The organism is Citrobacter sp. Cf072, assembly GCF_030334485.1.
GTDB lineage: Bacteria > Pseudomonadota > Gammaproteobacteria > Enterobacterales > Enterobacteriaceae > Citrobacter > Citrobacter freundii.
Map to the genome: position 1 here is coordinate 252078 of NZ_JAOWDX010000045.1, position 15504 is coordinate 267581.

The 15504-nt window shown below is 52.4% G+C and carries 11 protein-coding genes and 2 tRNA genes; 10 read left to right on the forward strand and 3 right to left on the reverse strand.

The features are described 5' to 3' along the window. Nucleotides 1–21: 21 nt before the first annotated feature. From ftsH to glmM, 3 genes are all read left to right on the forward strand, one after another. Nucleotides 22–1956, forward strand: a complete 1935-nt coding sequence (ftsH, locus tag OGX66_RS13545; protein WP_003025013.1) for an ATP-dependent zinc metalloprotease FtsH — start codon at nucleotides 22–24, stop codon at nucleotides 1954–1956. A gap of 98 nt (nucleotides 1957–2054) precedes the next feature. Further along, on the forward strand, nucleotides 2055–2903 hold the full coding sequence (gene folP / locus OGX66_RS13550) for a dihydropteroate synthase (RefSeq protein ID WP_096889937.1): 849 nt from the start codon (nucleotides 2055–2057) through the stop codon (nucleotides 2901–2903). Continuing rightward, complete coding sequence (gene glmM / locus OGX66_RS13555; protein ID WP_003025008.1) at nucleotides 2896–4233, forward strand: phosphoglucosamine mutase; 1338 nt, start codon at nucleotides 2896–2898, stop codon at nucleotides 4231–4233. The genes folP and glmM overlap by 8 nt, the downstream gene beginning before the upstream one ends. Before the next feature lie 44 nt (nucleotides 4234–4277). Here glmM and dcuC read toward each other — a convergent pair whose 3' ends face one another. Both dcuC and iadA read right to left on the reverse strand, forming a co-directional pair. Beyond that, nucleotides 4278–5744, reverse strand: a complete 1467-nt coding sequence (gene dcuC / locus OGX66_RS13560; protein ID WP_088903016.1) for a C4-dicarboxylate transporter DcuC — start codon at nucleotides 5742–5744, stop codon at nucleotides 4278–4280. A 10-nt stretch (nucleotides 5745–5754) separates the two neighbouring features. Beyond that, nucleotides 5755–6888 (reverse strand): beta-aspartyl-peptidase, encoded by a 1134-nt coding sequence (gene iadA / locus OGX66_RS13565; RefSeq protein ID WP_003025004.1) that lies wholly within the window; start codon nucleotides 6886–6888, stop codon nucleotides 5755–5757. 148 nt (nucleotides 6889–7036) lie between these two features. Here iadA and OGX66_RS13570 point away from each other — a divergent pair, with 148 nt between their 5' ends. From OGX66_RS13570 to OGX66_RS13580, 3 genes are all read left to right on the forward strand, one after another. Next, on the forward strand, nucleotides 7037–7930 hold the full coding sequence (locus tag OGX66_RS13570) for a LysR family transcriptional regulator (RefSeq protein WP_088903017.1): 894 nt from the start codon (nucleotides 7037–7039) through the stop codon (nucleotides 7928–7930). Between the two features lie 167 nt (nucleotides 7931–8097). After that, the gene (secG, locus tag OGX66_RS13575) at nucleotides 8098–8430 is read left to right on the forward strand and encodes a preprotein translocase subunit SecG (RefSeq protein ID WP_003025000.1); all 333 of its coding nucleotides are present in this window, start codon (nucleotides 8098–8100) and stop codon (nucleotides 8428–8430) included. A gap of 9 nt (nucleotides 8431–8439) precedes the next feature. Then, nucleotides 8440–8526, forward strand: a tRNA-Leu gene (locus OGX66_RS13580). A 202-nt stretch (nucleotides 8527–8728) separates the two neighbouring features. Here OGX66_RS13580 and argG read toward each other — a convergent pair. After that, the gene (argG, locus tag OGX66_RS13585) at nucleotides 8729–10072 is read right to left on the reverse strand and encodes an argininosuccinate synthase (RefSeq protein WP_003024998.1); all 1344 of its coding nucleotides are present in this window, start codon (nucleotides 10070–10072) and stop codon (nucleotides 8729–8731) included. Nucleotides 10073–10405: 333 nt separating this feature from the next. Between argG and OGX66_RS13590 the strand changes: the two genes are divergently transcribed. The 4 genes from OGX66_RS13590 (at nucleotide 10406) to infB (ending at nucleotide 15373) form a co-directional block, all read left to right on the forward strand. Beyond that, nucleotides 10406–10482: transfer RNA gene (locus OGX66_RS13590), tRNA-Met, on the forward strand. A gap of 207 nt (nucleotides 10483–10689) precedes the next feature. Then, nucleotides 10690–11142, forward strand: a complete 453-nt coding sequence (gene rimP / locus OGX66_RS13595; RefSeq protein WP_003024996.1) for a ribosome maturation factor RimP — start codon at nucleotides 10690–10692, stop codon at nucleotides 11140–11142. Between the two features lie 28 nt (nucleotides 11143–11170). Further along, a complete protein-coding gene (nusA, locus tag OGX66_RS13600) occupies nucleotides 11171–12658 on the forward strand; it encodes a transcription termination factor NusA (RefSeq protein ID WP_003024992.1) in 1488 nt (495 codons plus the stop codon). 24 nt (nucleotides 12659–12682) lie between these two features. Then, nucleotides 12683–15373 carry a translation initiation factor IF-2 gene (infB, locus tag OGX66_RS13605; protein WP_003844847.1) on the forward strand — a complete coding sequence of 897 codons (2691 nt, stop codon included), beginning with the start codon at nucleotides 12683–12685 and terminating at the stop codon, nucleotides 15371–15373. Nucleotides 15374–15504: the final 131 nt, after the last annotated feature.

Sequence of the window (15504 nt, forward strand, 5' to 3'; positions counted from 1 at the left end):
GAGGTTAATCCCTTGAGTGACATGGCGAAAAACCTAATTCTCTGGCTGGTCATTGCCGTTGTGCTGATGTCAGTATTCCAGAGCTTTGGGCCCAGCGAGTCTAATGGCCGTAAGGTTGATTACTCTACCTTCCTGCAAGAGGTCAATCAGGACCAGGTTCGTGAAGCGAAGATCAACGGACGTGAGATTAACGTTACCAAGAAAGATAGTAACCGTTACACGACCTACATCCCGGTTAACGATCCGAAGCTGCTTGATAACCTGCTGACCAAAAACGTCAAGGTTGTTGGCGAACCACCTGAAGAGCCGAGCCTGCTGGCTTCTATCTTCATTTCCTGGTTCCCAATGCTGCTGCTGATTGGTGTCTGGATCTTCTTCATGCGTCAGATGCAGGGCGGTGGTGGCAAAGGTGCCATGTCGTTCGGCAAGAGCAAAGCGCGCATGCTGACGGAAGATCAGATCAAAACGACTTTTGCTGACGTTGCGGGTTGTGACGAAGCAAAAGAAGAAGTCGCTGAGCTGGTTGAGTATCTGCGCGAACCGAGCCGTTTCCAGAAACTGGGCGGTAAAATCCCGAAAGGCGTCCTGATGGTCGGTCCTCCGGGTACGGGTAAAACCCTGCTGGCGAAAGCTATCGCAGGTGAAGCGAAGGTTCCATTCTTCACAATTTCCGGTTCTGATTTCGTGGAAATGTTCGTGGGTGTCGGTGCATCTCGTGTGCGTGACATGTTCGAACAAGCCAAAAAAGCGGCACCGTGCATCATCTTCATCGATGAAATCGACGCCGTAGGCCGCCAGCGTGGCGCAGGTCTGGGCGGTGGTCACGATGAACGTGAACAGACGCTGAACCAGATGCTGGTTGAGATGGACGGCTTCGAAGGTAACGAAGGTATTATCGTTATCGCAGCGACTAACCGTCCGGACGTTCTTGACCCTGCGCTGCTTCGTCCAGGCCGTTTCGACCGTCAGGTTGTGGTTGGTCTGCCGGACGTTCGCGGTCGTGAACAGATCCTGAAAGTGCATATGCGTCGCGTGCCGCTGTCTCCGGATATCGATGCGGCAATCATTGCACGTGGTACGCCTGGCTTCTCCGGTGCGGATCTCGCGAACCTGGTCAACGAAGCGGCACTGTTTGCTGCTCGTGGCAACAAGCGCGTAGTGTCGATGGTTGAGTTCGAAAAAGCGAAAGACAAAATCATGATGGGTGCGGAACGTCGCTCCATGGTGATGACGGAAGCGCAGAAAGAATCTACCGCGTATCACGAAGCAGGCCACGCGATTATCGGTCGCCTGGTGCCGGAACACGATCCGGTGCACAAAGTGACGATTATCCCGCGCGGTCGTGCGCTGGGTGTGACCTTCTTCCTGCCTGAAGGCGATGCAATCAGCGCCAGCCGTCAGAAACTGGAAAGTCAGATCTCCACATTGTACGGTGGCCGTCTGGCGGAAGAGATCATCTACGGTGCTGAACATGTTTCTACCGGTGCGTCGAACGACATTAAAGTCGCGACTAACCTGGCGCGTAACATGGTTACTCAGTGGGGCTTCTCCGATAAACTCGGTCCGTTGCTGTACGCTGAAGAAGAAGGCGAAGTGTTCCTGGGACGTTCTGTGGCGAAAGCGAAACACATGTCCGATGAAACCGCTCGCATTATCGATCAGGAAGTTAAACTGCTGATTGAGCGTAACTATGACCGTGCACGTCGTTTGCTGAACGAAAACATGGACATTCTGCACTCGATGAAAGATGCGCTCATGAAATATGAGACTATCGATGCGCCGCAGATTGACGATCTGATGGCTCGCCGCGATGTGCGTCCGCCTGCGGGTTGGGAAGAACCGGGTTCTTCTAACAACAACTCTGGCAGCACCGGCAAGCCGAGTGCACCGCGTCCGGTTGATGAACCGCGTGCGCCGGACTCTGGCACTATGTCAGAGCAACTGGGCGACAAATAAGTTATCGTTGATGATGACCGTGTTTTAATTGAAAACCCTGGGGCTTGCTCCGGGGTTTTTCTTATCTGCATATTCAAGATTTTACCAGGGATAAAACTATGAAACTCTTTGCTCAGGGTTCTTCACTGGATCTCAGCCATCCGCACGTCATGGGGATTTTGAACGTCACGCCAGACTCATTTTCCGATGGTGGAGCGCACAACTCTTTGGTTGAGGCGGTAAAACACGCAAACCTGATGATTAACGCCGGGGCGACTATCATTGATGTGGGTGGTGAGTCCACGCGTCCGGGCGCGGCTGATGTGAGTGTGGAAGAAGAGTTGCAGCGAGTGATCCCTGTGGTGGAGGCGATTGCTCAGCGTTTTGAAGTGTGGATTTCGGTTGATACCTCAAAGCCCGAAGTGATCCGCGAATGCGCCAGAGTTGGCGCGCATATCATCAATGACATTCGCTCACTCTCGGAGCCTGGAGCGTTGGAAGCCGCAGCGGAGACCGGATTGCCGGTTTGCCTGATGCATATGCAGGGGCAGCCGAAAACCATGCAGGAAGCGCCAAAGTATGAGGATGTTTTTGCTGAGGTAGATCGTTACTTTGTTGAGCAAATAGCACGTTGCGAGCGGGCTGGAATCACAAAAGATAAATTGTTGCTCGACCCCGGGTTCGGATTCGGTAAAAATCTCACTCACAACTACACATTACTGGCACGTCTGGCGGAGTTTCATCATTTTAATCTGCCGCTGCTGGTTGGGATGTCACGAAAATCAATGGTTGGCCAGTTGCTGAATGTGGGGCCATCCGAACGCCTGAATGGCAGTCTGGCGTGCGCGGTGATTGCCGCAATGCAGGGGGCGCAGATCGTTCGTGTCCATGACGTCAAAGAAACCGTAGAAGCGATGCGTGTGGTGGAAGCCACATTGTCTGCAAAGGAAAAAAAACGCTATGAGTAATCGTAAATATTTTGGCACTGATGGGATCCGCGGTCGCGTAGGTGATGCCCCAATTACTCCTGACTTTGTGCTCAAGCTGGGCTGGGCTGCAGGGAAAGTGCTGGCTCGTCATGGGTCACGTAAAATTATTATCGGTAAAGATACGCGTATTTCCGGCTATATGCTGGAGTCCGCGCTGGAAGCGGGCCTGGCAGCCGCCGGACTCTCAGCCTCATTCACAGGGCCAATGCCAACACCTGCCGTTGCTTATTTGACGCGTGCTTTCCGTGCTGAGGCCGGGATTGTTATCTCCGCTTCGCACAACCCATTCTATGACAATGGGATTAAATTCTTCTCCATCGATGGGACCAAACTGCCGGATGCGGTTGAAGAAGCTATAGAAGCCGAAATGGAAAAAGCGATCACCTGCGTGGACTCGGCTGAACTGGGTAAAGCTACCCGTATCGTTGATGCTGCCGGTCGCTATATCGAGTTTTGCAAAGGCACCTTCCCGAACGAACTGAGTCTGAGTGAGCTTAAAATTGTGGTGGATTGCGCTAACGGTGCAACGTACCACATTGCACCAAATGTACTGCGTGAGCTGGGTGCAAACGTGATTGCCATTGGCTGTGAGCCAAACGGTGTGAACATCAATGAAGAAGTCGGCGCCACTGACGTCCGTGCCCTGCAGGCGCGCGTGATTGCGGAAAAAGCCGATCTGGGTATTGCGCTGGACGGCGATGGCGACCGCGTTATTATGGTTGACCACGAAGGCAATAAGGTCGATGGCGATCAGATCATGTACATCATCGCCCGTGAAGCCCTGCGTCAGGGACAGCTGCGTGGTGGTGCGGTAGGTACGCTGATGAGCAACATGGGCCTCGAGCTGGCGCTGAAACAGCTAGGTATTCCTTTTGCTCGGGCGAAAGTTGGCGACCGCTATGTGCTGGAAAAAATGCAGGAAAAAGGCTGGCGTATCGGTGCCGAAAACTCTGGTCATGTGATCCTGCTGGACAAAACCACCACTGGTGACGGCATCGTGGCGGGCCTGCAGGTGCTGGCGGCGATGGTGCGCAACCATATGAGTTTGCACGACCTGTGCAGCGGCATGAAAATGTTCCCACAGCTGCTGGTTAACGTACGTTACACCGCAGGTAGCGGCGATCCGTTGGAACATGAAAACGTGAAAGCGGTGATGGCGGAAGTGGAAGCGGCGCTGGGTAACCGTGGACGCGTCCTGCTGCGTAAGTCTGGTACCGAACCGTTAATTCGTGTGATGGTTGAAGGTGAAGACGAAGCGCAGGTGACTGAATTCGCCCACCGTATTGCCGATGCTGTGAAAGCGGCGTAATCCCGAAGAAAGTGAGAGCCGGAGTCTGAGACTCCGGCTTTTTTTTACTGTACGGCAAGCGGCTGTTTACGTCGGCGCTGCCAGAAGTAACCACCGACCATCAGTAGTACAAGGACTGTCAGCCACGGCAGAACCGCCAGCAAATGCCCAGACCGGGCAAAGGTTAGCGCAATCATCAGTAGCCAACCGCCCAGCATCGGAATCGCGGTGCGCTTAACAATATCCACAGGCGAGACGCCTGCAATCCCTGCGATAGCAATGATGACGCCGGCAATCGGCGATAACGTACGACCAATACCCGCCGATATCTGGATAGGCAACATCATGACTGCGATATCGCTACCGATATGACGGCTGATGTCCGGCACCATGGGGGCGAAGGAGAAAAATGCCGCATTCCCGGAGCCCATCAGCGCTGAAATTGCGAAGGTGATTAGGGTCATCAGCAGGATAATAGAGGCGGCGCTGAGGCCAAATTCGCCAGAAAGCGACAGCAGCGCGTCGACGGCGCCAATGGCTTTCAGCCCGGCGGAAAAAACTTCACCGGCGATAATCAGCGTCACGACGGTGGCAAAAACGCTGCCCATGCTGTCGAAAACCTTTTGTACGCCAGCCATCACCTCGCGCGCCTTGCGATGACGGCAGTACTCACAAACCAGCGTAATAGCGAGGCTTATCAGTACGGCGGTATCCAGCGTAATCTTAAGCGAGCTAAATACTAAATCGCTGCACACCAACATCAATACAAGCGGCAGCATGGGCAGAAACAGCCAGGCGATAGGTGCGTCGGCTTCATCAGTTGCCGTTAATGTCTGCATCTGCTGAGCTGCATTGTCGCCACTTTCCCGACGGTCAAAAAAGCGTTGCACAACAATATGCAACAGGGCGATGAAAAGAATGACGGGCACAACGATCGGCAACTGATCCTGCACAAAATAGTTCACCACCTCAATACCTGCGGTTTTGGCGGCGAGAACCGAGTTGCCGGATCCTGGGCCAAACTCAACCGCACAGGTACTGGCGATAACTGCGGCAACTGCGGCGCGGCTACAGCCAAGACGGGTAAGCAATGGGTAAAGCGTCGCCATCAACAGCAGACCCAATCCGGTGGCGCTGCTGATAAACAGCGACAGGAATTGGCCTAATAGCAGTGCCAGTCCCAGCAGCAGATAAGGCGAGTTCAGCCGTTGTAGAGGACGAGATGTTACCCGAACCAGTACCTGGCTTGCGCCAATGGCTGACATGTACGTGGCGAAACCACCAATCAGCATAATTTGCAGCCCGAGGCCGCCGAGACGCACGCTCAGGGTATCGCGGATAAACTCAAAGGCGTCAAAGGGGCCAAATCCGGTGCTCTTTTTCACCAGACCACTGAGTGAGGTCATTCCACTAAAATGCGCGATAAGCAACAGCACAATCCCGGTCAATAACAGTACCGACTGGGGGTGATATTTTTTGAGGATCAGACGTCCGGCAAAAATGATGGCGATTAGCGCCAGTAGTAATGACATTCTTGCCCCCTTACTCGAAGTTGCCGGTAACCAGGCACTCGCCATCCCGCAGCAACGGTTTACCCGCGGCAAACAGATGGGCCAGCGAGAGGTCATCATTGAGTACACAGATATCGGCACGTTCTCCGGCGCAGAGCACGCCCCCGGAAATACCCAGCGAGCGTGCAACGTTTGCCGTCAGCATTGCGATGGCCTGCGGCACCGGAATACCGACATCAATCAGGCGAGGAAGTAGGTTAAGATTGCCTGCGACCGGTGCCGCGCTTAAACCTTCAACGATACCCTGAGCGTTAAAGCGCGGAACGCTGCCATTGCCGTCAGAACTGATCGTGATGCGCTCCGCCGGAACCTGTGCTTCGAGTGCGTGGAGAATCGCTTGCTCCTGAGGCATAAAACGACTGCCACCAGACGTAACATCGATATGGCCGCCACGATGGGCGAAAGCAATAGCCTGTTCGAACAAGGGCTCTGTTCTTGCAACATGGGTCGGTGAAATATGGTGAATCGGAATACCCGCATCACACAACTCAATAAGTTGCGACATCCCTTCCGGCAGATTTCCCAGGTGCACATGCAGCAAGCCTTTTTTCCCTGCCAGCAGGGAAGCGACGCGAATATCGCTCACTATCCTCAGCAACTCCTGGAAAGAGGGGTAAGAGCCGCGGTGATCGGCGAGGGCGATTTTTACACCAAGAATTGCCGGAATGAAGGCCATATCATCGCGGATGGATCGCGTAATGGTTGGGCTGGGAACGGCGTAGGCTCCCGTATGCATAAACGCGCGTAATCCCTCAAGGTTGAGAGACTGCATTTTAGCGTAGAGGTCTTTGGGCGAACGAGAAATGGCATCGGTGCCTAACACGCCAACCACCGTGGTAATACCCGCCTGAATCAGATCGCGCAGCTTGACGGCGGGTGTCCGACTGGCAAATCCGGCTTCGCCACCGCCACCGGTAAGATGAACATGCTGATCGATGATGCCAGGGATAACCCATTTACCCCGACAATCGATGACCTCGTTGACGCCATCAAACAATGAAATATCTTTTTCTACCGCCACAATTCGGTCGGCATGAATGAGCAGGGAGCAGAGGCCTAAATCCTCAGGAGAAAAAACACGGGCATTGGTCAATAAAGTAAACATAGCGGTCCTGTCAAACGTCGAAGGTGAGAGTCGGCAGGTGAAACGGAATATTGTTGTTATGATGCCCACCATAAAGCCATTACTATAACTATGACTATTACCGATTTGTTATTGGAGGATGCGGTTATGGCATGGCGGAGAGCACAACGTGGATTGTAAGTGGCTGGAAGATTTTCTGGCCTTGAGCCAGCATGGAAACTACTCTCAGGCCGCGGCGCAGCGGCATATTACTCAACCTGCGCTGAGTCGGCGTATAAAAGCGCTGGAAGAGGTGCTGGGCGTGCCTTTGTTTGATCGGACAACGACCCCCGTCACGCTGACGCGCTATGGTGAACGCTTTGAACCTTATGCCCGGCACGTCCTCAGTACGTTAACAGAGGCACGCCATGAGCTGTCGGCGATGACGCCAGCAACGGATAACACGCTGGTGATGGTCAGCCTGCATACGCTGTCGGTGAATATCCTGCCGGATATGATCAACTACCTGCGACAGAGTGAGCCGCAGTTAAACTTTACGGTAAACGCCAGTATCCAGGGGATAGACAACCACTTCAATGCCCTGATAAACCGGCAAATTGATATGCTGGTGACTTACGATTTACCCTCTTCACAACCAGGGCTGGAGATTGCCGGAGGGTTAAAACGTTCACTATGGCGGTATGAGCGATTTATTCCTGTGATTTCTGCACAGTTGGCGGATACGCTGGACGATCCGCATACCCCGATCCCCTGGCTATGTTACAGCGACTATACCTTTGTCAGACGTATTATTGAGCTGGCAGAACAACGAGTGCGACCACGGTTGAAAAAAGTGTTTGAGAGTGGTTTAAGCGAAACTATACGAGAAATGGTGTTGCGTCATATGGGAATGGCCTGGTTACCTGAATCGATGGTGGCGGAAGAGTTGGTGAATCAGCAAATTATTCACTGCTGGCCACAAAATGCAGATCTGATTTGTGAAATCCCTGTTGTGGTATGGGCGAATCTTGACGATCAACGCGCCGTCATGCAGAGATGCTGGGAGAAGTTGCTGCGTTTTTGATTGATGTGGCGATTTTTTCTGCAGTTGATACAATGCTAACAAATTGCCCTTGCGAAGGTTATTCGCTTTGGTTAGTATTCACACCCGCTTCAGTGGGAAACAGTAAATATTCCCGCTTTAATGGTCGAAGCATTGTACGCGGCAACTCCGCAAGGAACAGGTTGATTATGCACGAAGCTCTTTTAGTAGTTTTCCTTATTGTGGCAATTGGCCTGGTAGGCTTGATCATGCTGCAGCAAGGCAAAGGCGCTGATATGGGAGCCTCTTTTGGCGCAGGCGCTTCTGGTACTCTGTTTGGTTCAAGTGGTTCTGGTAACTTCATGACCCGTATGACAGCTGTATTGGGAACCTTGTTCTTCATCATCAGTCTGGTGCTGGGTAACATGAACAGCAACAAGACCAATAAAGGAAGTGAGTGGGAAAATCTGAGTGCACCGGCGAAAACCGAGCAAACTCAGCCAGCTGCTCCGGCTCAGCCGACCAGCGATATCCCACGCTAAGTATTCTGTACCGAGGTGGTGGAATTGGTAGACACGCTACCTTGAGGTGGTAGTGCCCTAACGGGCTTGTGGGTTCGAGTCCCATCCTCGGTACCAAATTCCAAAAAAAAGACGCTGCAAAGCGTCTTTTTTTTCGTCTGTTATTTGTGGCTGTCCTGTAGGTCGGATAAGGCGTTTACGCCGCCATCCGACATTATTACAACGCCTGATGGCGCTACACTTATCAGGCCTACAGGGCCGCATAGCTATATTCCGCACATAAAAAAGGCCGCTTTCGCGGCCTTAAGATGGTGTATCTTTACTTCGCCTTATTTTCCAGATTCTCAACCTGTGGCAGGCCGGTTGTGGAAGAAGCGGTCAGCAGACCAGACTGCGCATAGCCGAACAGCTTCTCGCGGGTATCGGTGATATCCAGATTACGCATGGTCAACTGACCGATACGGTCGTCCGGAGAGAATACGGAATCGCCTTTTTCCATCGTCAGACGTTCTGGTTTATAAGTCAGATTGTCAGATACGGTGTTGAGGATCGAGTAGTCATTACCACGGCGCAGTTCCAGCGTCACTTCACCGGTAATCTGGCTGGCAACCCAACGCTGCAGACCGTCACGCAGCATCAGCGCCTGAGAGTCGAACCAGCGGCCCTGATACAGCAGACGGCCAAGCTGGCGACCATGTGCGTGATACTGCTCGATGGTATCCTCGTTGTGAATACCGGTCAGCAAACGCTCGTATGCGATATGTAACAATGCCATCCCCGGGGCTTCGTAGATGCCACGGCTCTTCGCTTCAATGATGCGGTTTTCAATCTGATCGCTCATACCCAGACCGTGACGGCCGCCGATACGGTTGGCTTCCAGCATCATCTCAACGTCGTCGCTGAAGGTTTTACCGTTCAGTGCAACCGGATGACCCTGTTCAAAACGCACAGTCACTTCTTCTGCCGGGATCTTCACGCTCTCATCCCAGAACTTCACGCCCATAATTGGGTTGACGATTTTGACGCTTGAGTTCAGGAATTCCAGATCTTTTGCTTCGTGGGTCGCCCCGAGCATATTGGAGTCTGTTGAGTACGCTTTCTCAACGGACATCTTGTAGTCGAAACCACAGGCAATCATAAATTCGGACATCTCATGGCGACCGCCGAGTTCATCGATAAAATCGGTATCCAGCCATGGTTTATAAATCTGCAGTTCGGCGTTGGTCAGCAGACCGTAACGATAGAAACGTTCAATATCGTTACCTTTATAGGTGCTACCGTCACCCCAGATATTTACGCCATCTTCTTTCATGGCGGCAACCAGCATGGTGCCGGTCACGGCACGGCCCAGCGGGGTGGTATTGAAGTAGGTCAGTCCGCCAGTGGTGTTGTGGAATGCACCGCACTGAATGGCAGCGATCCCTTCGGCAACGAGCTGCTTACGGCAATCTACCAGGCGAGCATTCTCAGCACCATATTCCATTGCACGGCGAGGAATGGCGTCATAGTCATCCTCATCCGGCTGGCCCAAATTCGCAGTATATGCATATGGGACAGCCCCTTTTTGTCGCATCCACAGCAGTGCTGCACTGGTGTCCAGGCCGCCGGAAAAAGCGATACCAATACGTTGACCTACCGGGAGATGCTTGAGAATCGTCGTCATAAAATAAAACCCTGCTTGATAGACTGGTGAAGAGGTCGCTTATTATGCTAATTGCATTTTTATGCAAAATAAATGAGTTTTCATTTAATCATCTTTTCTGGATGACAGGAAGAGTTTAGTGATAATTTCGTTAAATAACGGCGTGGGTGGAATAATTATCTTGCTGGGCTAGCGCTGGGCAGCATTCATTGATTTGCATAGTCGTAACAAGGTTGACATAACGCATAGTGAATCAATATACTGTGCGCAGATTTTACGTCCCGTCCTCGGTACCAAATCCCAGCAGTATTTGCATTTTTTACCCAAAACGAGTAAAATTTGCCACGTTTCAGGCGCGGGGTGGAGCAGCCTGGTAGCTCGTCGGGCTCATAACCCGAAGGTCGTCGGTTCAAATCCGGCCCCCGCAACCACTTTCCCTTAGAGTTCTTTTTCAAATATACTGTGAAGACTTAGGCCTTCGTAGCTGGATTTGAAAAAAATTCTTTCGGAAGGTTCTCCGAACCGCAGGTGCGGTTATAGGGTTCAGTTATCTAAAGCCCCGATTTATCGGGGTTTTTTGTTATCTGACTACAGAATAACTGGGCTTTAGGCCCTTTTTTTATGTCTTGGGGGTGGGCTTGTCCACATTAGAGCAAAAATTAACAGAGATGATTACAGCGCCAGTTGAAGCCCTGGGCTACGAACTGGTCGGCATCGAATTTATTCGTGGTCGCACATCCACACTGCGCATCTATATTGATAGTGAAGATGGCATCAATGTTGATGATTGTGCTGATGTGAGCCATCAGGTAAGCGCCGTGATGGATGTCGAAGACCCAATCACCGTTGCCTATAACCTGGAAGTCTCCTCTCCGGGTCTCGACCGTCCTCTGTTCACAGCTGAACACTACGTGCGTTTCCTGGGTGAAGAAGTCACGCTGGTTCTTCGTATGGCGGTACAAAACCGTCGTAAATGGCAGGGCGTTATCAAAGCGGTGGACGGTGAGATGATCACGGTCACAGTCGAAGGCAAAGATGAAGTGTTCGCGCTGAGTAATATCCAGAAGGCGAACCTGGTTCCCCACTTTTAACAGTCTGGATTGAGGTGAAAAGCCCGCGATGAACAAAGAAATTTTGGCTGTTGTTGAAGCCGTATCCAACGAAAAAGCGCTGCCACGCGAGAAAATTTTTGAAGCACTGGAAAGTGCGCTGGCTACAGCAACAAAGAAAAAATATGAGCAAGAGATCGACGTTCGCGTAGAAATCGATCGTAAAAGCGGTGATTTCGATACCTTCCGTCGTTGGGTAATCGTAGAAGAAGTTACTCAGCCGACCAAAGAAATTACGCTGGAAGCGGCACGCTTCGAAGACGAAAGTCTGAACGTGGGCGAATATGTTGAAGATCAGATTGAATCTGTCACCTTTGACCGTATCACCACCCAGACCGCGAAACAGGTTATCGTACAGAAAGTACGTGAAGCTGAACGCGCAATGGTTGTCGATCAGTTCCGCGAACACGAAGGCGAAATCGTCACCGGTGTGGTAAAGAAAGTAAACCGCGACAACATTTCTCTGGATCTGGGCAGCAATGCTGAAGCTGTTATCCTGCGTGAAGACATGCTCCCGCGTGAAAACTTCCGCCCAGGTGACCGTATTCGTGGCGTTCTGTACTCTGTACGCCCGGAAGCGCGCGGTGCGCAGCTGTTTGTAACCCGTTCCAAACCGGAAATGCTGATTGAGCTGTTCCGCATTGAAGTACCGGAAATTGGCGAAGAAGTTATCGAAATTAAAGCGGCTGCCCGTGATCCGGGATCGCGTGCGAAAATCGCCGTTAAGACCAACGACAAGCGTATTGATCCGGTCGGCGCCTGTGTTGGTATGCGCGGTGCGCGCGTTCAGGCGGTTTCTACCGAACTGGGCGGCGAGCGTATCGATATCGTCCTGTGGGATGATAACCCGGCGCAGTTCGTGATTAACGCAATGGCGCCAGCAGACGTTGCTTCTATCGTGGTGGATGAAGACAAGCACACCATGGATATCGCGGTTGAAGCCGGTAACCTGGCTCAGGCGATTGGACGTAATGGTCAGAACGTCCGCCTGGCTTCACAACTGAGCGGTTGGGAACTCAACGTGATGACCGTTGATGACCTGCAGGCGAAGCATCAGGCTGAAGCACATGCAGCCATCGATACCTTCACCAAATATCTCGATATCGATGAAGATTTCGCGACCGTTCTGGTGGAAGAAGGTTTTGCGACGCTGGAAGAACTGGCCTACGTGCCAATGAAAGAGCTGCTGGAAATTGACGGCCTGGATGAACAGACCGTTGAAGCGCTGCGCGAGCGTGCTAAAAACGCACTGACCACTCTGGCACTGGCCCAGGAAGAAAGCCTCGGTGATAACAAACCGGCTGACGATCTGCTGAATCTGGAAGGATTGGATCGTGAGATGGCCTTCAAACTGGCGGCCCGTGGTGTTTGTACGCTGGAAGATCTCGCTGAACAGGGCATTGATGATCTGGCTGATATCGAAGGGTTGACCGACGAAAAAGCCGGTGAGCTGATTATGGCTGCCCGTAATATTTGCTGGTTCGGCGACGAAGCGTAATAAACTGTAGCAGGAAGGAACAGTATGACAGATGTAACCGTAAAAACGCTGGCTGCAGAGATACAGACTTCCGTGGATCGCCTGGTACAGCAATTTGCTGATGCCGGTATCCCGAAGTCTGCTGACGACTCTGTGTCCGCACAAGAGAAACAAACCTTACTGGCGCATTTGAACCGTGAAAACGGCTCAGCGCCGGATAAGTTGACATTGCAGCGTAAAACGCGCAGTACTCTCAATATTCCAGGTACCGGTGGAAAAAGCAAATCGGTACAAATCGAAGTCCGCAAGACACGCACCTTTGTGAAACGCGATCCGCAAGAGGCTGAACGCCTTGCCGCGGAAGAGCAGGCGCAGCGTGAAGCGGAAGAGCAAGCCCGTCGTGAGGCAGAAGAAGCTGCCAAACGCGAGGCGCAACAAAAAGCCGAACGTGAGGCCGCAGAACAAGCTAAGCGTGAAGCCGCTGATAAAGCGAAACGTGAAGCTGCGGAAAAAGACAAAGTGAGCAATCAACAGACCGACGATATGACTAAAACCGCCCAGGCCGAAAAAGCCCGCCGTGAAAATGAAGCCGCAGAACTGAAGCGTAAAGCGGAAGAAGAAGCACGTCGCAAGCTTGAAGAAGAAGCGCGCCGCGTAGCGGAAGAAGCTCGCCGTATGGCGGAAGAAAACGAGAAAAATGGTGTGAATAACGTTGAACCTGTCGAAGACACCAGCGATTATCACGTCACCACTTCTCAGCATGCTCGCCAGGCTGAAGACGAGAACGATCGTGAAGTCGAAGGCGGTCGTGGTCGTACTCGCAGCACTAAAGCAGCGCGTCCGGCGAAGAAAGGCAACAAACACGCTGAATCTAAAGCTGACCGTGAGGAAGCACGTGCAGCGGTTCGCGGCGGTAAAGGCGGTAAGCAGCGTAAAGGTTCCGCTCTGCAGCAGGGCTTCCAGAAGCCAGCTCAGGCCGTTAACCGTGACGTTGTGATCGGCGAAACCATCACCGTTGGCGATCTGGCGAACAAAATGGCAGTTAAAGGCTCTCAGGTCATCAAAGCGATGATGAAACTGGGCGCAATGGCTACCATTAACCAGGTCATCGACCAGGAAACCGCACAGCTGGTTGCCGAAGAGATGGGCCACAAAGTTATCCTGCGTCGTGAAAACGAGCTGGAAGAAGCGGTAATGAGCGACCGTGACACCGGTGCTGCGGCTGAACCGCGCGCACCAGTTGTGACCATCATGGGTCACGTTGACCACGGTAAAACCTCTCTGCTGGACTACATTCGTTCTACGAAAGTGGCCTCTGGCGAAGCAGGCGGCATTACTCAGCACATCGGTGCGTACCACGTTGAAACTGACAACGGTATGATCACCTTCCTGGATACTCCGGGTCACGCCGCGTTTACCTCCATGCGTGCTCGTGGTGCTCAGGCAACGGATATCGTTGTTCTGGTTGTTGCAGCAGACGACGGCGTGATGCCGCAGACCATCGAAGCTATCCAGCACGCGAAAGCGGCGGGTGTACCGGTGGTGGTTGCAGTCAACAAAATCGATAAGCCGGAAGCGGATCCGGATCGCGTTAAAAACGAACTGTCCCAGTACGGCATCATGCCGGAAGAGTGGGGCGGCGAGAGCCAATTCGTTCACGTTTCTGCGAAAGCGGGTACCGGTATCGACGAGCTGCTGGACGCTATCCTGCTGCAGGCCGAAGTACTGGAACTGAAAGCTGTGCGTAAAGGTATGGCGAGCGGTGCGGTTATCGAATCCTTCCTGGATAAAGGTCGTGGTCCGGTTGCTACCGTACTGGTGCGTGAAGGTACGCTGCACAAAGGCGACATCGTACTGTGTGGCTTCGAATACGGTCGCGTTCGTGCTATGCGTAACGAACTGGGTCAGGAAGTACTGGAAGCAGGTCCATCCATTCCGGTGGAAATCCTCGGTCTGTCCGGTGTTCCGGCTGCAGGTGACGAAGTTACTGTCGTTCGTGACGAGAAGAAAGCCCGTGAAGTTGCACTGTATCGTCAGGGCAAATTCCGTGAAGTCAAACTGGCTCGTCAGCAGAAATCTAAACTCGAGAACATGTTCGCTAACATGACCGAAGGCGAAGTTCACGAAGTGAACGTCGTCCTGAAGGCTGACGTTCAGGGTTCTGTAGAAGCGATTTCCGACTCTTTACTGAAACTGTCTACCGACGAAGTCAAAGTGAAGATCATCGGTTCTGGCGTAGGTGGTATCACCGAAACCGACGCGACCCTGGCTGCGGCATCCAACGCGATTCTGGTTGGCTTCAACGTCCGTGCTGATGCCTCTGCACGTAAAGTTATCGAATCTGAAAGCCTGGATCTGCGTTACTACTCCGTCATCTATCATCTGATCGACGAAGTGAAAGCAGCGATGAGCGGCATGCTGTCTCCGGAGCTGAAACAGCAGATCATTGGTCTGGCTGAAGTTCGTGATGTGTTCAAATCACCGAAATTCGGCGCTATCGCAGGCTGTATGGTTACCGAAGGCACGATTAAACGTCACAACCCAATCCGCGTTCTGCGCGACAACGTGGTTATCTATGAAGGCGAGCTGGAATCCCTGCGTCGCTTCAAAGATGACGTTAACGAAGTCCGTAACGGCATGGAATGTGGTATCGGCGTTAAGAACTACAACGACGTTCGCGTTGGCGATATGATCGAAGTGTTCGAGATTATCGAAATCCAACGTACTATCGCTTAATCTTCGTCGTCTTTTGGGCCGCAATTTGCAGCCCAAAATCCTTAGAAGATGATTAGGTGTAGGCCGGGTAAGCGAAGCGCCACCCGGCAAGAAATTTAAAAAGGGGCTGATAGCCCCTTTTTTGTCTTTAT